Source organism: Vibrio sp. YT-18, from assembly GCF_033337345.1.
GTDB classification, from domain to species: domain Bacteria; phylum Pseudomonadota; class Gammaproteobacteria; order Enterobacterales; family Vibrionaceae; genus Vibrio; species Vibrio alginolyticus.
The window spans coordinates 66,794-90,991 of the sequence record NZ_JAWOQO010000006.1 but is presented as its reverse complement, the minus strand read 5'-3'; the positions used below and the strand labels follow the sequence as shown (position 1 = coordinate 90,991).

Genomic DNA, 24,198 nt, shown 5'->3' with positions numbered 1-24,198 from the left:
TCCTTTATTATTTTTAAATATTGTTTTTCGTCATCTCAACAACTTTCATTGCTTCGATTGTCTCTTCAAAGTCATGCACGCGAATGATCTGCGCGCCTTTCATCGCGGCAATCGTAGCACAAACAACACTTGCGTTCGTACACTCTGCCGCTGGCTTGTCTAACAGTTTGAAGATCATGGATTTACGAGACATGCCAGCCAAAATAGGCAGGCCGAATTCATGAAACTTTTCAAGATGAGCAAGCATATGATAATTGTGTTCGATTGTTTTGCCAAAGCCAAACCCAGGATCGAGAATCAGTTGAGATTTATCAATCCCTGCAGCTTCACACGCCGCGATACGTTCTTCTAGAAAAGCCGACACGTCCCCCATTAAATCATCATAATGAGGGTCAACTTGCATGGTCCTAGGTTGACCTTTCATATGCATCAGACAAATTGGAAGGTTTGCTTCTGCTGCGACTTCCAGAGCACCAGGCTCTTGCAGCGAGCGGATGTCATTGATCAAATCAGCCCCAGCATCAATTGCTTGACGCATCACTTCTGCTTTACTGGTGTCAACGGAAATCCACACATCATACTTTTCACGAATGGCTTTGATTACTGGGACAACACGCCTAAGCTCTTCTTCCAAAGACACATCCGGTGCACCAGGTCTTGTCGATTCACCACCAACATCAACAATACTTACACCAGCCTTTATCATTTTATCAACTTGAGCAAGAGCAAGTTCAATTGAGTTGTATTTACCGCCATCCGAAAAGGAATCCGGTGTCACATTTAGAATGGCCATGACATGTGGACACGAAAGGTCCAAAGATTTGTTATTTGCTGTAATCATCATCATAAACACAAAAACCCCGAGATAACTCGGGGTTTAATATTATCGATACTCTTTATTCAGAGTCTTTCTTTTCAGGCGCTTCGTTAGAAGTTGTTTCAGAAGAGCTAGGCTGTTCTGCATCTTTCGCAGTCTCCGTTGCTTCTTCTTTAACTTCTTGCTTTGCTTGAGGCTTGTCGCTGTCTTCTGGTTTGCTTGCTGAGTTATCACTCCAGCCCGCAGGCTCACGAATTTCAGCTTTGCGCTCCATTAAGTCATCAATCTGGCGAGCATCAATGGTTTCATACTTCATCAGCGCATCTTTCATCGCATGCATGATATCCATGTTCTCTTGAAGAATCTTCTTCGCACGATCGTAGTTGCGGTCAATGATCTGACGAACTTCGTCATCAATCAACTTCGCTGTATCGTCAGACACATGTTTAGTCTGAGTTACACTACGCCCTAAGAACACTTCGCCTTCATCTTCTGCATACAGCAGAGGGCCAAGCTTTTCAGAGAAACCCCATTGAGTAACCATCTTACGAGCAATATCTGTTGCGCGCTCGATATCATTAGAAGCACCGGTTGATACTTTGTCAGCACCGTAGATAAGTTCTTCTGCTAAACGACCACCGTACAAGCTAGAAATCATTGATTCTAGGTGTTGGCGAGACATACTCACGCGGTCTTGCTCTGGAAGGTACATTGTTACACCCAACGCACGACCACGTGGAATGATAGACACTTTGTACACTGGATCGTGTTCAGGAACCAAGCGACCAACAATCGCGTGACCCGCTTCGTGGTATGCGGTTGACTCTTTCACTTCCTCAGACATCACCATTGAACGGCGCTCAGCACCCATCATGATTTTGTCTTTCGCCAGTTCAAACTCAACCATAGAAACGTTGCGCTTGTTACCGCGCGCAGCAAACAGGGCTGCTTCGTTAACTAAGTTTGCTAGGTCAGCACCAGAGAAGCCTGGAGTACCACGTGCGATGAGAGAAGGCTCTACATCACCCGCTAGAGGGACCTTACGCATGTGAACTTTTAGGATCTGTTCACGGCCACGTACATCTGGAAGACCAACTACCACTTGACGGTCAAAACGACCAGGACGCAGTAGCGCAGGGTCTAGCACGTCCGGACGGTTAGTCGCAGCGATAACGATAATACCTTCGTTACCTTCGAAACCATCCATCTCAACGAGCATTTGGTTTAGTGTTTGTTCACGTTCATCATGACCACCACCAACACCTGCGCCACGTTGACGACCTACCGCATCGATCTCATCGATAAAGATGATACAAGGTGCAGCTTTCTTTGCTTGTTCAAACATGTCACGCACACGAGATGCACCAACACCAACGAACATTTCTACGAAATCAGAACCAGAGATAGTAAAGAATGGTACTTTCGCCTCACCGGCAATGGCTTTCGCTAGAAGCGTTTTACCCGTACCAGGAGGACCAACCATTAGAACACCCGTTGGAATCTTACCGCCCAGTTTTTGGAAGCGGCTTGGATCGCGTAGGTAGTCCACCAGCTCTTTCACGTCTTCTTTTGCTTCGTCACAGCCAGCAACGTCAGCAAAAGTTGTCTTGATTTGTTCTTCGCTCATCATTCGAGCTTTGCTCTTACCAAAAGACATGGCGCCTTTACCACCGCCGCCTTGCATTTGACGCATGAAGAAAATCCATACACCAATTAGTAAGATCATTGGGAACCAAGAGATGAAGATAGTACCAAGCAAGCTTTGCTCTTCTGGAGGCGTGCCTTGTACTTTCACGTTTTGGTTAATTAGGTCATCTAGAAGCTTTTGGTCATACACTGGCATGTAAGTGACCATTTTGGCACCGCCGCCACGACGAACAAAGCTAATTTCACCGTCTTTAAAAGTTGCTTCTTGAATCTGGCCTTGGCCAACTTCCTGTACAAACGTGGTGTAATCCACGGTTCTGCCATTGCTTTCTCCAGGGCCAAAGCTCTGGAATACCGACATCAATACGACGGCGATAACAAGCCACAGAATTAAATTTTTTGCCATGTCACTCAAGGTGTAAGCCTCTCGATAACTAATTGTAATTAAAGGTAGGGTACTACAGTTCATTAACTGTAGCTATAGTGTTAACACGCTCTCAAGAGAGCAAAATGGTTAACCTTTGTAACCAGTGGCTACGACGAAGACCTCTCGAGAGCGAGCTCGCGATGAGTCTGGTTTTCTAATTTTTACGGCTTTAAACATGTCTCGGACTTCTTTCACATACTGATCGAAGCCTTCCCCTTGGAAAACCTTTACGACAAAGCTACCATTAGGCGCTAGAACTTGTCGACACATATCTAAAGCTAATTCAACTAAATACATAGCGCGAGGTTGATCAACAGAATTGTTTCCCGCGATGTTAGGCGCCATATCAGACATTACTACGTCTACCATGGAAGGTTGGATCCTTTCTAGCAAAGCTTCCAATACCGCATCATCACGAAAGTCGCCTTGTAAAAAGCTAACGCCAGCAATCGGGTCCATAGGAAGCAAGTCACACGCAATGATCTGACCACTGTCCCCTACTATCTTAGCAGCATATTGAGACCATCCGCCCGGCGCGGCCCCCAAGTCGACGACTGTCATTCCAGGCTTTAACAATTTATCTTTCGTTTGAATCTCATCGATCTTGAAATAAGCACGTGAGCGGTAGCCTTTTTTTCGGGCTTCATTCGCGTATTTATCATCAAAGTGTTCTTTCAACCAACGACCAGAACTAGCCGAATGTTTTTGTTTACTCATTTTAATCCCAACAAGGCACAAATTGGAGCTATTGTTTTAATAGGCGCTACCTATTACTCAATAAATTATAGTCTTCAGCAATAGATGGCGTTAAAATAGCTTTTTTCAACCCTTATTTTAAAGAAAATTGGCCGCGTAATGAACCTAAGCACCAAACAAAAGCAGCACCTTAAAGGCCTAGCTCACAGTTTAAAACCTGTTGTGCTAATGGGCGCAAATGGACTTACAGAAGCCGTGCTAGCAGAAATTGAAATCGCTCTTAACCATCACGAACTTATCAAAGTAAAAGTTGCTTCGGAAGATCGTGAAACAAAACAGCTAATCATCGACGCTATCGTACGTGAGACGGGCGCTGAAAAAGTTCAGACTATTGGTAAAGTGCTTGTGCTATACCGCCAGTCTGAAGAGCGTAAAATCGAAATCCCTCATAAGTAACTCTACTTACGTTGCTGAAGAAAAAAGGTCGCCTGAGGCGACCTTTTTGCGTTTTATCAGAGTAGTAATGCTACTCCAAACGACTTAGATATATTCTACTCGGTCAATTTCGAAGTCTTTCGCGCCACCCGGAGTTTGAATAGCAACTTCATCGCCTTCCATCTTACCAATCAGGCCACGAGCAATAGGTGAGCTCACTGAAATGCGACCTGCTTTGATATCGGCTTCGTCATCACCAACGATTTGGTACGTTTTTTCTTCTTCGGTGTCGATATCAATCAAGGTTACGGTTGAACCAAAAATAACTTTACCCGTGTTCTCCATCTTCGTTACATCAATAACTTGAGCAACTGACAGTTTGTATTCAATGTCACGGATTTGTGCTTCACAAATGCCCTGCTCTTCACGAGCGGCGTGATATTCAGCATTCTCTTTTAAATCACCTAGCTCACGAGCTTCAGCAATTGCCTCTGAGATCTGAGGACGTAGTTTAAGTAGACGATCGAGTTCTGCACGTAGCTTTTGCTCGCCACGTAGTGTCATTGGAACTTTTTCCATTTTATAACCTCAAGCCCAAATGGGTCTTTGGACAAAAAAAGCCCACCCTGTCATAGGACTGGGTAGTGCGCTTAAAGATGTATTTCGTTTAGTGTAAACAAACTCCCGGACGAAATCATCTTAATTCGAAAGACAGCAAGACTATGCCTTTTCGGCATAATGATATAACTCACTTTTAGAGCGGTTCTAGGGCGAATCACCTTCTCAATTTATTGAAAAACAACACTGTTCATTACACCAAAAACCTCAAAAAAGATAAAAACTAATCAATGTCAGGCCAATGTCATCACCAATAATTTCAATTAAAAACAGTAACTTAAATAAAAACAACGCACAATTGAACAGTGTTCATCAGTGGGATTTATATCATTTTACTAACTCATACGGAAACTTTAGCAGTAAAACATGTCCAGCGAGTTGTTAGATCAATGGCTTACAAGTGCGAACTATATCGCTCAATTAGCCAATTTTGGACCAACAACTTGTGAGAGATCACCTCTCCCCCATACAACAATGATTATGGACAGCTAACTAGGACAAATAAGATGAAAAAGACTCTAATTGCTCTTTCTGTATCTGCAGCAGCTATGGCAACTGGCGTAAACGCAGCTGAACTTTACAACCAAGACGGTACTTCTCTAGAAATGGGCGGCCGTGCTGAAGCACGTCTATCTATGAAAGATGGCGACGCTCAAGACAAATCTCGCATCCGTCTAAACTTCCTTGGTAAACAAGAAATCAATGACAACCTATACGGTGTTGGTTTCTGGGAAGGTGAATTTGAGACTGCTCAAAACGGTACTGTAGACGGCGACGACAAGAGCGATCTAGAAACTCGTCTTGCTTACGCTGGTCTTGGCGGTGCTTACGGTGAGTTCGCATACGGTAAAACTGAAGGTGCACTAGGCGTTATCACTGACTTCACAGATATCATGGCTTACCACGGTAACTCTGCAGCAGACAAACTAGCTGTATCAGACCGTACAGACAACATGATGGCTTACAAAGGCCAGTTTGAAAACCTAAGCGTAAAAGCAAGCTACCGCTTCGCTGATCGTATGGAAAACAAAAACACTGGTGAGTACTACGACAACAAACAAGACGGTTACTCTCTATCTGCAATCTACGCTCTAGCTGACACTGGTCTTGAGCTAGGTGCTGGTTACGCAGATCAAGACAAAGCTAACGAGTACATGCTAGCTGCATCTTACACAATGTCTGATCTTTACTTCGCTGGTGTATTCACTGACGGCGAGAAAATGGAAGATTCAAACAACAGTAACACAGTTGATTACACTGGTTACGAGCTAGCGGGTGCTTACACTCTAGGCCAAACAGTATTTACAACATCATACAACAATGCAGAAACTAACAACGAAACTTCTGCAAACAACTTCGCTGTTGATGCTTCTTACTACTTCAAGCCTAACTTCCGTGGTTACATTTCTTACAACTTCAACCTGATTGATGCAGGTGACAAGTTTGGTTCAACTGACACGAGCAAAACAGTTGCAACTAAGATCGATGCTGAAGACGAGCTAGCTCTAGGTCTACGTTACGACTTCTAATTCCGGTCTTTGACTAGAATATCGAATGCCCGCTTTAAGCGGGCATTTTTTATACTTCATTTTAAGCAGCGCGCCTTTCTCTCGTGTCTCATTCATGAAGACATTTGAAGCATTTCTTTAGTTACCTAGCATATTGAAAGGACTTGCGTATACTCAATCACATAACTCACCTTAGAAAGTATCATTATGCGTTTACGTTGGCCCTTGCTCATATTCTCTTCATTACTTTCTGCTTTTTCACAAGCGTACCCTCATCAAGAGGTGTTGCCTGAAGGCGCCCGCATCAGTTTAGTTGCGGAAAAACTCAGTGAAAATGCTGAGCTTGACGGTGTTCATCCTACCGAACAACTGTTCCCACCAGCGAGTACATTAAAAATCGTCACCGCATTAGCCGCAAAGCTAGAACTGGGTGATAACTTCCGGTTTCGAACCAAGCTGGAAACGTCGAACTCAGATGCAGTGATTTACTTTGTCGGCGACCCAACACTCCAAACCAACGACTTAAAATCACTCCTCACTCTAGCTAAGAAAAATGGCTTAAAACGGATTAACGGTGACCTATGGCTCGATAACAGCGCATTCACTGGTTATAACCGTGCGGTGGGCTGGCCATGGGATATCTTGGGAGTTTGCTACAGCGCTCCGGCATCGACCATCACACTCAATAACAACTGTGTACAAGCCTCTATCTATACACAAAAAGATGGTGGAACGCGGGTCTACGTACCAGAGCATCAACCTATTCGTGTCACAAGTACCGTAGAAACAGTTTCTAAAACCATTAAGAAAAGTCGTCATTGTGACTTAGGTTTAGTTGCAAATCCCGATAACAACTACAAGCTAACAGGGTGCTTGGTTGAAAGAGACAAACCATTGCCACTGAAATTTGCGGTTCAAGACCCTGAGCGTTACACCAGTCAGAGGTTGGCGACTTTGCTCAAGGAGCTCAACATTGGGGTATCAGGAAAGATTAGGGTCGGTACGGCGCCAGAAAAGCAGCGAAAGCTCATCGCAATGCATCAATCAAAGGCCTTACCAGACATTCTTGAAGATATGCTCAAAAACTCTGACAACTTGATTGCCGACACATTAACCAAAACACTTGGTGCTAAATTTTTCGTTCAGCCAGGCAGTTTTACTAACGGTACAGAAGCGATCAAGCAGATCATTTTCGCCAACACTGGTATTGATATTCGTAATGCGCGCCTAGAAGACGGCTCAGGACTTTCGCGAAATAACCGGATCTCAGCGACCAAGATGGCTGAAATGTTGCGCTATATTTGGAAGTATGAAAACGAACTCAAATTGATTGCCATCATGCCGAAATCAGGTGAATCCGGCACATTAAAGTACCGACAAAGTATGCGAAAACTTCCAATTAAAGGACAGCTGATCGCGAAAAGTGGCTCTATCTACGGGACTTACAATATGGCTGGATATGGCTTGGATAAAAATGGTCAACCTAACACCATTTTTGTTCAGTTTGTTTCAGACTACTTCCCAGAAAAAAGGGACGACAACACACCTGTCATCGCCCCGATTACACATTTTGAGCAGCTTTTTTACAATGACATTGTGAACTTTAGTCAGGAAATACCTAAGAAATAGTTCACCACGTTAAAGTAAATCCACATTCCTGAAATATCGACGATAGACGCAAGAACTGGACTCACCAATACGGCTGGGTCCAACTTGCAAGCTCGTGCAATAATTGGCAACAGCCCGCCCAATGTTGTAGAAATGGTGACTTGAATGAACAGCGCAACTGCTATTGCCAGTGCGATATCGGTCAGTTCAAAGCCTCCTGTTGATTGTCCTGCACTAAATAACATAATGCGTCCAATCATCACGATAGCGATCGCTAGCGCAATAAATAGAGCGACTCGGCTCTCTTTCCACAAAACTTCTAACCATTGGCGTTTTTTTAACTCTCCAGTAGCAAGAGCACGAATCACTAAAGTTGCTGCTTGTGTTCCTGTGTTACCACCAGCAGCTGCAATCACTGGCATGTACACTGCAAGTAAAACAAGCTGACTAAGGGTGTCCTCATACTGAGCAATGATCAAACCTGACACTATCCCTAAAAGAGCCAGCGCAATGATCCATCCAATACGCTGTTTTACATGCCCTAAAACACTAGTTGATAAATAACCATCGGGTGTATCAACTTCAGACATATGCAGACCCAGTTGGTGAGCATAATGACGTGCGCGTTTGTCATGACCTGCTTGCTCAAGTTGAGCAATAAGACTATTCACATAGCCGACAGAGCAATGCTGTAAAATACCTACAGCCTCATCAATCGGCATAACCGTAAGCAAATGGACTTGTTGCTCTTGCTCGTACTGCAAGAATGCATTGCGAGCTGCACCAATTTCTACTTCAGAAAAGTTTGGTGTTGTTTCAATAAAAGTGTTGTTCATTACCGTCATGGCGAATCTCCCGATTGGCATTGGTAACGACCATCGACAAAGCATGAAAAAGCCACTCTCGCACGCTAAAAGTCAGACAACAATTAAGATGCACAGAGAAAACCAATGCGAATGCACTGTCTATTCAGAATGTATGAAGGAAATAACGAGAAGAAAGTTAGAAAAGATGCCTCACCACTTAGGTAAGGCGGAGATCGCCAATACCGAAGCGGGTTATTTCGCTCCCTTAATCTTACTCACCCAACGACTGGGAGGATGGTCGGTATTGTTCATGTAAATCTCCGATAGCGCTGCCATTATTGGCAGCGCAAGTATAGTAGCAAAGTTCATCAGGTATGGAAGTTTTACTTTGCCGTTTTTGCTAAATTTTCATACAAAAAAAGCGCCCTTCGGACGCTTTCATTTGCAGTCATTATGAATTACTGAATAGTAATACGAGCAAATTTACGTTTGCCTACTTGGAACACGTAAGTACCCGCTTCTGGAGCAAATTTGCTGTCCGCAATTTTTTCACCATCAATCTTCACAGCGCCCTGCTTAACCATGCGCATCGCATCTGACGATGATGGACATAAGCCTGCTTCTTTCAACAGATTACTCACTGGGCGACCTGCGTCAAAGTCAAACTCTGGCATTTCATCAGGAATTTGGTTCTTCGCAAAACGGTTTACGAATTCTTGCTCTGCTGCATCGGCATCGGCTTCACTGTGGAAACGAGCAATAATTTCTTTTGCTAGCAATACTTTGATGTCACGAGGGTTTTTGCCCGCTTCTACATCAGCTTTGAATTGAGCAATCTCTTCCAGAGGACGGAAAGAGAGCAGCTCGTAGTAGCTCCACATTAGGTCATCAGAAATAGACATGATTTTACCAAACATTTCGCTTGGCGCTTCGCTGATACCGATGTAGTTGTTTGCTGACTTAGACATCTTCTTCTCGCCATCAAGGCCCACTAGAAGCGGCATCATCAGTACAACCTGAGGTTTTTGACCGTGAGACTTTTGCAGCTCACGACCCATTAGAAGGTTGAACTTCTGGTCTGTACCACCTAATTCAACATCCGTTTCCATTGCTACTGAGTCCCAGCCTTGTAGAAGTGGGTACATGAACTCATGAATAGCAATTGGCTGACCACCCGCGTAACGCTTTTTAAAGTCGTCACGCTCTAGCATACGAGCAACGGTTTGGTTTGCCGCAAGGCGAATCATACCTTCTGCGCCCAGTTCAGACAGCCACTCAGAGTTAAACTGAATTTTAGTCTTTGCAGGATCGAGAATTTTGAACACTTGCTCTTTGTACGTTTCAGCGTTACGCAATACGTCTTCGCGACTTAGCGGTGGACGAGTTGTGTTTTTACCTGTTGGGTCACCAACCATTGCAGTGAAGTCACCGATTAGGAACGTCACTTCATGACCTAGTTCTTGGAACAAGCGAAGCTTATTGAAAATAACCGTATGGCCTAGGTGAATGTCAGGTGCTGTTGGATCAGCGCCCAATTTAATACGTAGAGGACGGTCTTCTTTTAGTTTTGCGATTAGCTCTTCTTCTGGAATCAGCTCTTCAACACCGCGCTTAATCTCGGCTAGTGCAGCTTCAATGCTCGCCATTCTTGTTCACTCCCACAGATTTGGCAAAAATATAATAGCTGAACATATTACTTGAATAGCGATGCATTTTGAAACACGTTAGACTAGGTAGTTGTCACTTTTTCCGTTTAATTTAGCAATCAAGTACCTCATGCATTCGATTTTTGTCCGACTTCCACTCTTGCACAAAGTATTGATCGGTTTTTTTAGTGCGCTGATTATCTTCGCGCTCTTCTTTTTACCTGATCCGCAAGACCTAGACCCGCAGCAGAGCCGATTAAAAGTTGGTCAACATTATCCTGTGCCAGTTTCCCTCGAACTCAGTGCACTAAATAGTTCATCGCCTGCGGTTCCCGCCGTGCTGCGCTGGGAGACATACAAGGTAAAAAATGGCGAGAGTGCTGCCATCTTATTTAGTCGCGTAGGGCTTTCTGCTCGTCTATTACATGAACTGGTGTCATCAGACAAAGAAGTAGAAAAACAGTTAACTCGGCTTCGACCTGGTGACCGATTGCAATTTGGCTTTGACGAAAATAACGACTTGGTGCAGCTAAGAAGGACACTAAGCGCGTTCGAGACTTTTCGTATCACATTAAAAGACGGCAAGTACGTTTCTGAAGTTGATAAGAAAGAAGTCGACTTCCAGTACAACTACGCAGAAGCCACCATCAAATCAAACTTTTGGAATGCAGGAATATCTTCTGGATTAAATGGTAACCAAATCATGGAACTGGCTGGCATATTTGGTTGGGACATCGACTTTGCTTTAGATATTCGTAAAAACGATAGCTTCCGAGTACTTTACCAAGAGGAAGTGGTAGAAGGAGAAGTAATCGGCCGTGGAAAAATCATTGCTGCGATCTTTAAAAACCAAGGCGATACCTTTACCGCAATATTGGATCAGAAAAGTGGCAAGTATTACGACGAAAATGGGCGTGCAATGAAAAAAGCATTCTTACGCGCGCCGTTGGATTTCCGTCGAGTTTCGTCTAACTTCAACCCACGCCGCTTACATCCAGTGACGGGACGCGTTCGTCCTCATAGAGGCACGGACTATGCAGCACCAGTGGGCACCCCGATTTGGGCGGCTGGTGATGGTGTCGTTCAAAAATCGTCTTACAACAAATTTAATGGTAACTACGTTTTCATTAAACATAGTAATACTTACATTACCAAGTACCTGCACTTAACCAAACGTACTGTACGAGCTGGTCAACGCGTTAAGCAAGGCCAAACCATCGGTACGCTTGGCGGAACTGGCCGTGTAACTGGCCCTCACCTGCACTATGAGTTCCTTGTGAATGGTGTCCATAAAAACCCGCGCACGGTGAATTTGCCACAATCTAAATCCCTGACAGGAAAAGCGAGACAAACTTTCATGGCAAACGCGAAAGTTAGCATGGACAAGCTTGAACGCTACAGCAAACTGCTAGCAATGAAGTAAGGCAAGGTATTGAAAAGGGCAGCTTCGCTGCCCTTTTTGTTTTGTCGATATCATCACGATAAAGCTTACTGTTCGGAGTGATGCTCTCTCCCGAGCATAAGCAAACACGGTGTCAGAACTAACGTTAGCAAAGTCGCAAACGCCAAACCACCCGCGACAGCGGTCGCAAGCTGAGACCACCATTGAGTGCTTGGTGCGCCAAACTCCACTTTCTGATTAACTAAGTCGATGTTCATTTCTAACACCATTGGCAATAAGCCTAACATGGTGGTCACCGTCGTAAGTAAAACGGGTCTTAAACGCTGCACACCCGTACGCAAAATAGCCTCAGATTTTTCTAAGCCACGTTTACGCATCTGATTATAAGTATCGATTAAAACAATATTGTTGTTTACCACGATACCAGCCAACGCAATCACTCCAATTCCCGACATAATGATGCCAAATGGCTTTTGGAAAATAAGTAACCCGGCGAAGACACCAACGGTAGAAAACAGCACTGCACTAAGGATTAAGAAAGCTTGATAAAAGCTATTAAACTGCGTAATTAAAATCAAAGCCATCACACCAAGCGCGACAATAAAAGCATTTTGCAAGAATGCTGATGAGTTTTCCTGCTCTTCATTTTGACCCCGAATCTTATATTCAATGCCTTCCGGTAAGTCGAGCTGTTCCATTCCAGCGGCAATCTTAGGTAACTCAAGCGCCAAATTGTAACCTTCCACCATATCCGCTTTAATATTGATAACTCGATGACCGTCGACCCGACGAATAGTGTCTTGCTTATGATCTGGTTTGATTTGAGCAAAATTCGTAATCGGTACCAGACCAGCTGCCGTTTTCACTCTCAGTTGATCAAATCGACCTATGTCGCGCTTATCTTGCGGATAGCGCACCAAAATATCGACTTCTTCATCCGCATCATCGGGCAAATAATCGCCTATTTTCAAGCCGTTCGTAACAAACTGGACGGTATTCCCGACTAAAGTAGCATCCGCTGCAAAGCGAGAGGCGTCATCTCGCTGGATATCAATTTGCCAATCAATCCCTTCCTTATTAGTGGTATCACTCAAGTTGGTCAGTGCAGGATTACCATCAGCCCAATGTCGTACTTTTTTGGCTGCTTCATCTAACGCACTAACACTCAAATTTCGTGATGACACTTCAATCACGAGATCATGCTCGACAGGCGGTCCTGCGTCCGGGAATTTATACTCAAGTTCAACACCATAAAAGCGGTCTGTCGTCTCTTTTAGTTCCTCAATAATGGTTTTCACTTTGCGTCGATACTGCCAATCCACAGGCGTTATTTGAATCTGGCCAATCTCGTCCCCATTATCGCTCGATCCTGTGCGCGTGTAGACACTTTCAAACTCGTCATGACCGAGCATCACCTTCTCGATTTCGCGCATAACAACATCTTTTTCGTGAATTGACAAGTCACCATAAGAACGAACTTTAACGGTAAAAAAGGCAGGGTCCACTTCAGGGAAAAACTCTGCACCCAAGCCAGCTTTGTTGTAAGTGAAGCCGACACCTGCCGCTAGCAGTATCGCGCTGAGTAAGACTTTCCATGGATGACGAATCGCTACCGACAGAGTCTGGTAATAAAGCTTGGTAATGCCTGTCGCTTTTTCAAAGTTGCCGTTATGCAGCTCAACCATTTCTCGCTGAGCTTTCTGATTGACTACTTGAGGCTTGCCAATGATCCCACCGATGACAGGAACGAACAATAAAGCCATCATCAGAGAAGCGGCCAAAGTAGCAATTAAAGTAAGTGGTAAGTACTTCATGAACTCACCAGTGATGTCTGGCCAGAAAAGTAACGGAGCAAACGCAGCCAATGTGGTTGCTGTGGATGCGGTAATAGGCCAGGCCATTCGCTTTGCGGCATCTCGATAGGCTTCTTTACGTGGCGTTCCTTCTTGCATGCGCCGATCTGCAAACTCTGTCACCACAATGGCACCATCCACCAACATGCCTACTGCCATAATTAAAGCAAACAGTACGACGATATTGACCGTCAGCCCAAATACCGATAACACCAACAACCCAGTCAAGAACGATCCTGGAATAGAAATCCCCACGAGAAGCGCGGTCCTAACCCCCAATATGGCAATAATGACGATAACTACGAGGATAATTGCGGATAAGATATTGTTTTGTAGATCACTGAGCATCAATTTGACATCGTCGGATTGATCCCAAGTGTATTTAACTTGCAAATTGTCGGGCCACTCGGCGCGCTTCTGTCCCTGAGCCAGTATTTCTTTTACCAGCTCAACCGTTTCAATGATGTTTTCCCCTGCCCGTTTTTTTACGTCCAAAACGATGGCAGATTCGCCATCTAAACGAGCAAAACTTTCAGGATCGCGAAATGCACGCCGTACTGTCGCCACATCGCCAAAAGTGATCACCTCTTTGCCATTCACCTTGATCGGTAGTTCAAGCACATCTTTCAGTGAATCAAAAACCGATGGGACTTTTACCGAAAAGCGTCCATACCCAGTATCGACAAACCCCGCAGCCACAACTCGGTTATTCAAGGCAATTAAATTATAGATATCCGCTTGATCGAGACCGTAGCTTTCCATCAATAGCGGATCGACAACTATCTCCACGATGTCTTCGCGATCCCCTGCGATTTCAACTTCAAGAACCTGACGGAAACTCTCCAAACGATCACGTAGCGTTCTGGCAATCTGTACAATGGTCCGCTCTGGTACGGTGCCATATAGAACAACAGTTAAAACAGGCTCTTCAGATGCAAACGTGACTTCATTTACCGTTGGCTCATCACTGTCCTCTGGTAATTTTGGCTTTGCAAGATCAACCGCATCACGCACATCTGTCATCGCTTTATCAAGATCCACTCCGACACTAAATTCCAGCGTCACCGAAGCATGACCTTCTGATGCCACAGAGGTCATCTCTTTTACGCCTTCAATTGAACGCAGCTCTTGCTCTATTGGCCGAACTAATAAACGTTCGGCATCGACAGGAGAAATGCCTTGATGTCCAACAGAAACATAAATGATCGGAATGGTAATATCAGGGCTCGATTCCTTGGGGATTGTGACGTAAGTAATGACACCAGCAATTAATATCATCACCAACAATGTCAGCATAGTGCGAGCGCGAGATAACGCAGCATCAATCAGAGTGTACATAGGTGCTCCTTACTGCTCATTAGCCGCTTCAATAACTACGTCATCAACTTTATTGGCCAGTACTTGATCACCATCTCGCACAAAACCTTGTCCCAGCACGATAATGTCTGCACGCTCTCCTAACCCAGAGAGCCACACACCATCATCCTCGGCCTTAACGAGTTGAATTGGAACAAACTCAACATACTCATTACGCAGTGTCTTGACACCTAAGTTACCTTCTTCATCTAGTGCTAACATGGCAGCCGTAATCTTTACTGCCAACACTTCACTCAAAGGCAGCTGTACTTCTGCGCTCATACCGGCAGGAATTCTTGCGTCTTGATTATCAATTTCGATTTCAATTGGAAATGTATTAGTAGAAGCAGAAGAAACACGTCCAATGTAGCGCACACGACCTTGATGATGCTGTTGGTTAATGGTTCTTACGTCGGCTTCTAGGCCTTCCTTAAGGTATTGTATATGCCGTTCACTGACATCGGCTTCAATCACTAAAGTATCCAAATCAATGACCGTCGCAATAGGATCGCCAATCCCGACAAAATCACCTAACTCAACAAAGTGGTGATCTACGATGCCATCAAATGGCGCTTTAACCTCAGTATTTCTTAAAGCCGTTTGCACGTTACTCAAATTCGCACGTGCATCTACCAACGCTGCTTGCGCTGTCGCAAATGCAACCTCACCTTGCAGTCCACGACTTTTTAGCGATTTAGCTGCATTAAACTCTTTCTCTTTAACCAACAGCATCGCCTGGGCCCGTTTAAGTTGAATGCCAAGGTCGCGCTTATCGATGTTTGCGATCACTTGTCCCTGTTTGACCGCTTGGCCTTTCTTTATGTTAAGACTGACTATTTTACCGGCAACTTCGGCGCCAAGACGCGCTTGACGATTGGGCGCTGTTCGTCCATACAATTCAATGGTTTTACTGGTAGGTTCGGCAAGAAAAGTATCAAACATCACCTTTGCAAGTGGTGTTGTGTTCGTGGATGTTGAAGAGTTAGGATGATCATCCTGTGCTTTGAGTTGGCCGATGGTTAGCCATGCAACAAGAAGTAAGACGAGGATAAGAGATACTAGCCAAGGGCGCTCGACAATTCGGCGTCCAAAAGAAAGTCCAGACATATAAAGTCCTTTTTATTATTTCTCTGCATATCTGCGAGCGTGCGCTTTACGTGACATCCTTCTACATAAAGCACAGGCAGCCATTAGCTGCCTGTTAGGTGTTAATTACACACTGAACGATGCACCACAACCACATGTTGTCGTTGCATTTGGATTATTTACGAAGAAGCGCGCTCCTTCCAACCCTTCTGTGTAGTCAACAATACCGCCAACGAGATATTGCAGACTCATAGGGTCTACAACCAGTGTTACACCACTGTTTACGATTGTCGTATCGCCTTCGTTTACATTTTCATCAAAAGTAAAGCCGTATTGGAAGCCGCTGCAGCCGCCGCCAGTAATGTATACGCGCAGTTTCAATGCTGGGTTTTCTTCTTCAGCAATCAATGCTTTAACGCGAGATGCTGCTGCGTCAGAAAAAGATAATGGTACGTTTACTTCGCTCACGAAGACCTCTCTCACTCGTGTAATGCGTCAAGCCTGAAGCAAGACGTCAAATTTGTGCTAATTGAGACGATTATCCAATACCTGACAAACTCGTTCAAGTATTCGCCGCCGATTCTTTATAACAGATGCGGATATATAAGATTACACTGCGAAACAACACATAAATTAAGCAAAACGTTTCTAACTTGATTATAGCTAGGTACAATGCGCTCCACTTGGTCCGAGCAATCAAAAGAGGATAACCCCATGACCAAATCATCAGAGCTGTATCAAAAAGCTCAGCAAACCATCCCTGGCGGTGTCAATTCACCAGTTCGTGCATTCAACGGCGTTGGCGGCTCTCCGCTATTTATCGAACGAGCAGACGGTCCACTGATTTTTGATGCCGATGGTAAAGCGTATATTGATTACGTTGGCTCTTGGGGTCCAATGATTCTTGGCCACAACCACGCGGTTATCCGCGAAGCAGTAATTGATGCAGCGCAACGCGGTCTTAGCTTCGGTGCGCCAACAGAGCTTGAAATCGCGATGGCAGAATTAGTTTCTGAGCTTGTTCCATCAATGGAGCAAATACGCATGGTAAGTTCTGGTACTGAAGCTACGATGAGCGCGATTCGCCTTGCACGTGGCTTCACCGGTCGCGACAAGATCATGAAATTTGAAGGTTGTTACCACGGCCACGCTGACAGCTTGCTAGTAAAAGCAGGTTCTGGTGCACTAACACTAGGTCAACCTAGCTCTCCTGGCGTTCCTGCAGATTTTGCTAAGCACACGCTAACAGCAACATTCAACGACCTAGATTCTGTACGCGAGCTATTTGCTGCTAACAAAGGCGAAATTGCTTGTATCATCGTTGAGCCAGTAGCTGGCAATATGAACTGTATTCCACCAGTGGAAGGCTTCCACGAAGGGCTACGTGAAATCTGTGATCAAGAAGGCGCGCTACTAATTTTTGATGAAGTAATGACAGGCTTCCGTGTTGCTCTAGGCGGCGCGCAAGCACACTACAACATCAAACCCGACCTAACGACACTGGGTAAAGTAATTGGTGGCGGTATGCCAGTAGGTGCTTTCGGTGGCCGTAAAGAAGTGATGCAATACGTTGCACCTACAGGCCCAGTTTACCAAGCTGGTACCCTTTCCGGTAACCCTGTCGCAATGGCAGCAGGCTACGCATGTTTGAACCTTCTAAAAGAAGAAGGCAACGAAAAGCGCCTAACTTCTAAAACGAAACAACTTGCTGAAGGTTTTAAGTCTCTAGCAGAAAAACACGGTATTCCGCTAGTTGTTAACCAAGTGGGCGGTATGTTCGGCTTCTTCTTCACTGACCAAGAAAAAGTAACTTGCTACGAAGACGTAACGAAGTGCGATGTAGAACGCTTCAAGCGTTTCTTCCACTTAATGCTAAAACACGGTGTCTACCTTGCGCCATCTGCGTTTGAAGCGAGCTTTACTTCACTCGCTCATGGTTCAAAAGAGATTGATGCCACACTAGAAGCTGCTGACCGCTGTTTTGCTGTTCTTGCAGAAGAAGCGAAGTAATCGCTAAAAACGGCGATAACGCATTTAGAAAAGGACCGTAACGGTCCTTTTTTATTGCCAATTCAAAATAACCAATATCGCTAATACCCCAACGACAATGCCAAACCACGGTATTCGCTTAGCTTTTTTCTCGGTTTGACACTTTTTATCACCGTTGCAACAACCCATAGCTCATCTCTTGATTGATAACCGACTGATTTGTAGTCATTATAGCAAGGTACATCGCCCTGCTCTAATTCGGCATTGTCATAAGCTTGAAAGAGTTAAGAGTGCAAAGTAATAAAGGTTACACGCCATCATTGAAGGCATAAACCGTAAACGTCACCTGTAAGTTGGACTAATACCATGCCAAATAATGTAAAAATAACGTCGAGTCACCGAGTACTAATGGTTGCTTTACTCGCCGCTGCTTTTGCTTGCTACTTATTGGTTGAGCCATATATCAATTCAATTGTGATGGCTTTTATCATTTCTTTGCTCATGTTTCCGATACACGAATGGTTTGAGCAGAAAATTCCCAAGCACCCCAATATGGCGGCACTGCTGTCATGTGTCGTCTTGACGTTTATTATTGTTATCCCGCTTTTATTTGTGTTTGCCGCCATTGTTCAGCAAGGCTCTGTTTTCTCACAAAATACATATAATTGGGTTACCAATGGTGGCATCCAAGATATATTCCAACATCCTTTCGTTATCAAAGGCTTATCGATTGTTAATGAGTACTTACCTTTTGATAAAATCGAGCCCAAAGCCATTGCTGAGAAAATTGGTCAATTTGCCACATCGTTTGGCTCTAACTTAGTCGCTATCAGCGCAAAGATTTTAGGAGACGCAACCAACTTCCTAATGAACTTCTTCCTAATGCTGTTTGTGCTGTTTTTTCTGCTTCGTGACCACGACAAAATTATCTCTGCGATTCGTCATATCCTGCCACTCTCACGTAGCCAAGAAGACCGCATATTGACAGAGATAGAGCAAGTTTCTAAATCAGCCGTAATGGGCTCATTCATGACAGCGATTGCTCAAGGTCTGGCTGGCGGTATCGGTATGTGGCTCGCCGGCTTCCCTGGGTTATTTTGGGGAACAATGATGGGCTTTGCATCATTCATTCCAGTGGTAGGAACCGCACTAATCTGGATTCCTGCAGCAGCGTACTTGTTCTTAACAGGCGATATGACTTGGGCTATCTTCTTGACGGTGTGGAGTGTAGTTGTCGTTGGCTCTATAGATAACCTATTGCGTCCGTTGCTAATGCAAGGCAGCGCCGGCATGAATACCCTTATGATTTTCTTCTCATTACTGGGTGGTCTGCATCTGTTTGGTTTGATTGGTCTTATCTACGGCCCACTTATTTTTGCCGTGACCATGGTACTGTTTAATATCTACGAGGAAGAATTCAAAGACTTCCTTAACCAACAAGACAACAGCTAGTCACCGCTTAATCACTTCAAGCTTGGGGCAGATTGTGCGAAAATCTGCCCCAAATTATTTCTGATGAACCAAATTTATGTCTGCTTATATCGCTCCTAGCCAAATAGCTCAGCGCCAACTTGAATACTTCAACGGAAAACACGTTTTAGTCGCTGGTGAAGTTGAAGACCTATTTCCTCTTGAGTTAGTGGCTCATTGTGAGTCTGTTGAAGTGTTTACTTCCAACTATAGCTACTACCGCCAAATTCAAACCTCTGACAAAGTGAAAAGTCATTTTGGCTCTGTGTTTGATGTTGAAACAAAAGCAGACATGGTCCTTTTATACTGGCCAAAGGCAAAAGCTGAAGCAGAATACTTGCTGGCGATGTTGATGGCGAAACTGGGCATTAACACCGAAATCGTCATCGTTGGTGAAAACCGCTCCGGCATCAAGAGCATCGAGAAGATGTTCCAAGAATACGGCCCTGTGAACAAGTACGACTCTGCTCGTCGCTGCTCATTTTACTGGGGTAATTGCCTCAATGAACCAAAACCTTTCAACCAAGCAGATTGGTTTAAGTCTTACACTGTTACACTCGGTGAGCAGTCGCTAGCGGTTAAGAGCCTACCTGGCGTATTCAGCCATGGCGAGTTCGACTTAGGTAGCCGATTGCTGCTTGAAACCTTACCTAAGCTGTCGGGCAAAGTGCTCGACTTTGGTTGTGGTGCAGGTGTGCTCGGTGCGTTTATGGCGAAAGCGAATCCAGAGATCGCGATTGAGATGTGTGACATTAATGCTTATGCGATCACTTCTAGCCAAGCCACATTAGAAGCGAATGGTTTATCCGGACGCGTATTTGCATCAGATATATACTCGGATACCGCAAAAGACTACCGCTTTATTATCAGCAACCCGCCATTCCACAGTGGTTTAGACACAAATTACAACGCAGCGGAAACCTTGTTGGGTCAGGCACCACAATATCTAACCAAAGACGGCGAAATGGTGATTGTCGCGAATAGCTTCTTAAAATACCCACCAATTATCGAGCGGGCGTTTAATAATTGCGAGACGCTAAATAAGACCAATAAATTTTCTATCTACTACGCGAAAAAATCATAACTTCCCCCCGCGCAGGCACAAACCTGCGCGATTTTTTCTCATAAATTCAACACTCATAAGAAAAACTGCGTCACCCTGCACGCTTTACAACTAACTTTCTTGTCAAAGAAAAAAAACTCGTTAATTTTGTTAATTCTATCTAGTTGAACATCTTATCCGTTTTTAACGAGAACCTCGGCAGCGAAGTATGTTTTAGAACTGCCCATTATGAGTTGTAATCTTATCCATGTTTAAATTCTACAAAAAACAGAAATTTAAGCGCCTTCAGAGTACACTGATGACCGCATTTCTGGTGCTCAGTATCACACCTCTTACCATTACTGCGATCTTTTTCTTGCAGTCCCACAGTAAAGATCTGCAAGAACAAAGCACCTCACACTTACTGTCTGTTCGAGATACAAAACAGCAGCAAATCATCGACTACTTTGAGGCACGAGAAACCGAAGTCATGGGCTTTGTGCGCTCAGAGTTGGCTTACGCCAGTGGTGGCCGATTCTACGGTCTCGTCAATGCTTTTAGTCGTTTAGGCAATGATATTGAAGAGTCTCGTAAAAACGCCCAACAGCGCTACATCGAGGGCAGCGGAGACCAAATCAAAACCTCAACGTTACCCGAGTCATCCAACTATGTAGGAAGTGAACGTTACCGGCTTTTACATAAACGCTATCATTGGGCCTACTTAGAGCTCCTCAAGCGCTCTGATTTTAATGACATTTTGCTGGTAGACATCAATGGTAACGTCACCTACTCGATCAACAAAGACGATAACTACGGAACGAACTTGTTATCAGGCCCCTACAAAGACTCGGCACTTGGCAAAACTTTCAAGCGTCTCGCCGATGATGTGACTGAACGTCGAAAAGTAAACGAAGACTACACTCCTGTGATTGTGTCTGACTTCGAGCTGGAAGGGGGGAAATCAGTCGCTTGGCTAGGTGCACCAATTGTTCAGCAAGGTTATCTACACAGCTATGCCATGTTCCGCTTGCCAAATAATGGCATCACTAAGTTAGCCGCAGACGCCAACCGAGAGTCATCAATTAACACCTTGCTGGTTGGAAATGATCACCAACCTCGCACAATTAACACGAAACAAGACGACATTAAGAACAGTTTAGAAGTGATCGATAAAGCACTCTCTGGTGCATTTGGTGTCGGCACTTACACAAACGGTTTAGGTGAAGAGATCATCGCGGCTTATGCACCGATTGAAACTCGTGGTGTGATTTGGGCGCTCGTCGTACAGTTACCAGAAAACGAAGCTTTCGCTCGTATACATCAACTCGAAAAACTATTCGTTATCGCTATGTTGATCGCCATTATCCTTGTGGTGATCGCTTCTCACTATTTATCAAACTTTATCACTTCTCCGTTGCTGAAATTGACTTGGGTTGCCGAAAAGGTCTCTGCAGGGGATCTTGATGACACGTCTTTTAATACGGTTCGTAAAGATGAAATTGGTCGGCTTGCGTTAAGCTTTGAACGAATGCAACGCTCTATTCGAGAGAAGATTCAAACCATTAAGAAGCAAAATGAAGAACTAGAAAGCAACATACAGATCATTCAGAAACAGAATGAAGAACTGCAATTGGCCGATAAATTAAAAGATGAGTTCTTAGCCACGACTTCTCATGAACTTCGTACACCGTTACACGGCATGGTCGGGATTGCTGAAACCTTAGCGTCCGGCGCCAATGGCGCGATCCCCGCTAGCCAGAAATATCAGCTTGATATCATCATTAAAAGTGGTCAGCGTCTCGCTAATCTAGTCGATGACTTGTTGGATTATCATAAAATGCGTTATGGAAGCATGGATATCCAGAAATCAGCAGTGAGTTTGGGCAGTGCAACACGATTGGTTTTAGAGCTTTCTAGCCATTTACTTGGAAGTAAAACCATCCGCATCATCAACCAAGTCCCAGCGGATTTAAAAGCAGTGTCAGCTGACCCGCAACGCCTTGAACAAGTGCTATATAACCTGATTGGCAATGCGATTAAATACACCTCAGAAGGTAAAATTGTTATCTCCGCTAATGTGGTAGATGATCATGTACGCGTACAAGTCGTGGATACTGGACAAGGAATTCCCGCAGAACAACTTGAACATATTTTTGAACCACTTATCCAAGCAGGGCAAGACGCGAGCCGTTATCGTCAAGGTGCAGGACTTGGGCTCTCCATTAGCCGTCAATTGATCGAATTAATGGGAGGCTCGTTATACGTCAGTAGCCAACCAATGGTCGGAACTACCTTCAGTTTCACTTTACCGCTCGCCAGTGAAGAAGAAATCCAAGCAACCCAGACTCTAGCTGCGCACGGGCACTTCCAAATTCCTGAAGTTAATGTAGAGAACAGTGAAGACTTATCACTTCCAGAGAACCCAGACGGCCCGTTACTGTATGTTGCTGACGATGAACCAGTAAACTTACGCGTGCTTGAAAGCTTTTTACGTTTAGAGGGCTATCGTGTGCGTACTGTCTCCGATGGGCCAGAAACGTTAGCGCTCGTCGAGCAAGAGAAGCCGGAACTTCTGTTATTGGATATCATGATGCCAGGCATGAGCGGCTACCAAGTTTGTAGTGAACTACGTGAAACCTATGATCATGCCGAGTTGCCAATCATTATGCTCACCGCACTCAGTCAAACAGAAGATCGTGTAAGAGGTTTTGAGGCAGGAGCCAACGACTATTTATCGAAACCATTTAATAAACAAGAGTTGGCGGCACGTATCCAAGCGCATTTAACGGCAAGTAAAGCAGAAATGCGCCATATGGAAAACAAAGTGCTAGAGTCTGAACTTAGACAGCGTGCAGTCGTTGAAGCAAGCTTACTTGAGACTCAAGGTCGTTTGTTGGAACAGCTAGAATCGGCTCCTGAAGCTATCATCTGTCTACGTGAAGACAAGCGTATTCGCTTTGCTAACGAAGCTGCTTGTAAGCTATTCAAGCGCAGCTTAGAACAGCTAAAGCGTTCATCTGCTGATGAGCTGATTGCCCCTAAATATCTGACCGTCAAACAACCTCATTACTGTGGCAAGATTGATATCTATATTGAAGATATTCGTCAGAACATCGAAGCAGACATTCTTAAGCTCCCTGAAGGTTCAGGGTTAGATATCATGTACATCTTTAATGTCGGCGGTGGAGCCAGTGCCGCTCGCATACATAATCTAGAAACCGCCGTAGAAGTGCTTTCAAGTTATGCATTTGATGGTGACAAAGACCAATTGCAAAAGCTAAAAGAGCTTGGCGGAGAATTTACGCGCCTTGCAGACAAAGCGCTCGGTAATAAAAAAGACAAGCAAGAACTTATGCGAGAAGTTCTAGTAGACGCAATGACACATGCTTTAGAGTATTGGGAATCTGTAACGGGTGAAAGTAAGTTCGCATTTGCAGAGCAAAGTGGCTTGTGGCGCGTTTATCTAGACCGTAGTACTTTGCAAACACGCACTTTAGATAAATACATGCGTATAGAAACATTACCCAAAACACCACGTTGGAGAACGGTGCTAAGCTCGATAGAGTTCATTCTCGAACACTGCAAAGAACAGAGCCCCGAGAGAGCATACATAGAAGCACAACGAGATAAACTACAGCGACTATTGACCAGCTAATATTTATCAAAAAAACTAGCCCAGCGTGCATGCTGGGCTTTTTTGTTATTCGAGTATTCCCTTCCTAGAGATAAAAGAGACCGCCTCTTCCTACCCCATTAACATATTTCCAATAACGAACATTCGGTTAGACATCG

Annotated in this window: 17 protein-coding genes; 8 read left to right on the top strand and 9 right to left on the bottom strand. The window is 44.6% G+C overall.

Annotated features, from left to right (window positions below; translation table 11 throughout):
* Window positions 1-13 precede the first annotated feature (13 nt).
* From folP to rlmE, 3 genes are all read right to left on the bottom strand, one after another.
* Window positions 14-844 carry a dihydropteroate synthase gene (gene folP, locus R7M72_RS10175; protein WP_318056173.1) on the bottom strand — a complete coding sequence of 277 codons (831 nt, stop codon included), beginning with the start codon at window positions 842-844 and terminating at the stop codon, window positions 14-16.
* Window positions 845-896: 52 nt separating this feature from the next.
* Complete coding sequence (gene ftsH, locus R7M72_RS10170; protein ID WP_017635895.1) at window positions 897-2,870, bottom strand: ATP-dependent zinc metalloprotease FtsH; 1,974 nt, start codon at window positions 2,868-2,870, stop codon at window positions 897-899.
* A gap of 108 nt (window positions 2,871-2,978) precedes the next feature.
* Window positions 2,979-3,608: a 23S rRNA (uridine(2552)-2'-O)-methyltransferase RlmE gene (gene rlmE, locus R7M72_RS10165; RefSeq protein ID WP_005388985.1), complete on the bottom strand. Its 630-nt coding sequence runs from the start codon at window positions 3,606-3,608 to the stop codon at window positions 2,979-2,981.
* Between the two features lie 138 nt (window positions 3,609-3,746).
* Here rlmE and yhbY point away from each other — a divergent pair, with 138 nt between their 5' ends.
* Window positions 3,747-4,043, top strand: a complete 297-nt coding sequence (yhbY, locus tag R7M72_RS10160) for a ribosome assembly RNA-binding protein YhbY (protein WP_315956546.1) — start codon at window positions 3,747-3,749, stop codon at window positions 4,041-4,043.
* Between the two features lie 84 nt (window positions 4,044-4,127).
* On the opposite strand, the gene greA is transcribed toward yhbY, so the two are convergent.
* Entirely contained in the window at window positions 4,128-4,601 is a 474-nt protein-coding gene (gene greA, locus R7M72_RS10155) for a transcription elongation factor GreA (protein WP_005380065.1), read from the bottom strand.
* A 545-nt stretch (window positions 4,602-5,146) separates the two neighbouring features.
* On the opposite strand from greA, the gene R7M72_RS10150 reads away from it, so the two are divergent.
* A complete protein-coding gene (locus R7M72_RS10150; RefSeq protein WP_005380064.1) occupies window positions 5,147-6,169 on the top strand; it encodes a porin in 1,023 nt (340 codons plus the stop codon).
* Window positions 6,170-6,355: 186 nt separating this feature from the next.
* Window positions 6,356-7,777 carry a serine-type D-Ala-D-Ala carboxypeptidase gene (gene dacB, locus R7M72_RS10145; protein ID WP_213961878.1) on the top strand — a complete coding sequence of 474 codons (1,422 nt, stop codon included), beginning with the start codon at window positions 6,356-6,358 and terminating at the stop codon, window positions 7,775-7,777.
* Here the strand turns inward: dacB and R7M72_RS10140 are convergent.
* Window positions 7,756-8,601 carry a magnesium transporter gene (locus R7M72_RS10140; protein ID WP_213960720.1) on the bottom strand — a complete coding sequence of 282 codons (846 nt, stop codon included), beginning with the start codon at window positions 8,599-8,601 and terminating at the stop codon, window positions 7,756-7,758. The two genes, dacB and R7M72_RS10140, sit on opposite strands and share 22 nt — an antisense overlap.
* A 419-nt stretch (window positions 8,602-9,020) precedes the next feature.
* Window positions 9,021-10,208: a tyrosine--tRNA ligase gene (tyrS, locus tag R7M72_RS10135; RefSeq protein ID WP_017820416.1), complete on the bottom strand. Its 1,188-nt coding sequence runs from the start codon at window positions 10,206-10,208 to the stop codon at window positions 9,021-9,023.
* Between the two features lie 130 nt (window positions 10,209-10,338).
* Between tyrS and R7M72_RS10130 the strand changes: the two genes are divergently transcribed.
* Window positions 10,339-11,631: a peptidoglycan DD-metalloendopeptidase family protein gene (locus R7M72_RS10130; protein ID WP_033905576.1), complete on the top strand. Its 1,293-nt coding sequence runs from the start codon at window positions 10,339-10,341 to the stop codon at window positions 11,629-11,631.
* Window positions 11,632-11,696: 65 nt separating this feature from the next.
* Here the strand turns inward: R7M72_RS10130 and vmeK are convergent, their stop codons facing one another.
* From vmeK to erpA, 3 genes are all read right to left on the bottom strand, one after another.
* Window positions 11,697-14,801: a multidrug efflux RND transporter permease subunit VmeK gene (gene vmeK / locus R7M72_RS10125; protein WP_318056159.1), complete on the bottom strand. Its 3,105-nt coding sequence runs from the start codon at window positions 14,799-14,801 to the stop codon at window positions 11,697-11,699.
* Between the two features lie 9 nt (window positions 14,802-14,810).
* A complete protein-coding gene (locus R7M72_RS10120) occupies window positions 14,811-15,926 on the bottom strand; it encodes an efflux RND transporter periplasmic adaptor subunit (RefSeq protein ID WP_054574824.1) in 1,116 nt (371 codons plus the stop codon).
* 105 nt (window positions 15,927-16,031) lie between these two features.
* Window positions 16,032-16,373: an iron-sulfur cluster insertion protein ErpA gene (gene erpA / locus R7M72_RS10115; RefSeq protein WP_005380031.1), complete on the bottom strand. Its 342-nt coding sequence runs from the start codon at window positions 16,371-16,373 to the stop codon at window positions 16,032-16,034.
* Window positions 16,374-16,619: 246 nt separating this feature from the next.
* Between erpA and hemL the strand changes: the two genes are divergently transcribed.
* From hemL to R7M72_RS10095, 4 genes are all read left to right on the top strand, one after another.
* Entirely contained in the window at window positions 16,620-17,915 is a 1,296-nt protein-coding gene (hemL, locus tag R7M72_RS10110) for a glutamate-1-semialdehyde 2,1-aminomutase (protein WP_130545026.1), read from the top strand.
* Between the two features lie 345 nt (window positions 17,916-18,260).
* Window positions 18,261-19,346, top strand: coding sequence for an AI-2E family transporter (locus tag R7M72_RS10105; protein ID WP_025768201.1), 1,086 nt, complete (start codon window positions 18,261-18,263; stop codon window positions 19,344-19,346).
* A gap of 76 nt (window positions 19,347-19,422) precedes the next feature.
* Window positions 19,423-20,448, top strand: coding sequence for a 16S rRNA (guanine(1207)-N(2))-methyltransferase RsmC (rsmC, locus tag R7M72_RS10100; protein ID WP_025768200.1), 1,026 nt, complete (start codon window positions 19,423-19,425; stop codon window positions 20,446-20,448).
* A 226-nt stretch (window positions 20,449-20,674) separates the two neighbouring features.
* On the top strand, window positions 20,675-24,061 hold the full coding sequence (locus R7M72_RS10095; RefSeq protein WP_005380036.1) for a response regulator: 3,387 nt from the start codon (window positions 20,675-20,677) through the stop codon (window positions 24,059-24,061).
* Window positions 24,062-24,198 lie beyond the last annotated feature (137 nt).